This window comes from Rothia sp. HMSC071C12 (assembly GCF_001813895.1).
Taxonomy (GTDB): Bacteria; Actinomycetota; Actinomycetes; order Actinomycetales; family Micrococcaceae; genus Rothia; species Rothia mucilaginosa.
The window spans coordinates 1-372 of record NZ_KV814373.1; the positions used below are offsets into that span (position 1 = coordinate 1).

Annotated in this window: 1 pseudogene; it reads right to left on the reverse strand. The window is 51.3% G+C overall.

The features are described 5' to 3' along the window. Positions 1 to 372, reverse strand: a pseudogene (locus tag HMPREF2942_RS04935) (DUF6318 family protein); the annotation flags it as partial.

Genomic DNA, 372 nt, shown 5'->3' on the forward strand with positions numbered 1-372 from the left:
GGGATGAAGTGAATATCCCATCCGGGATCGAGGAAACGCGAGCGCAAGGTCCCGTGGATTGCTCCGTCGCGAAGGAGCCCACGCGTGTCGAATTCGGCGATGGGCTGTAGCTGCCCGGTATCTTTCCGGAAAACTTTTGCTTCGGGAAGGATGTCGAATTTGACGTTCCAGTCGAAAATTTTTTGTTCCTCGTTATGGATGCGCGGTTGTGCTTCGAGAATGTGCATGGTCAAGATTTGTTGATTGGGGGTGATGACCCACCCTTTTCCGTCGTCAAAGATATCTTGGATGGCGGGAAAGAATAGTTCTTCGGCGGTCATTGCATATTCGAGGCGGCGCGAATCGGATGCCAAAAGCATATAGTTTTGGCAT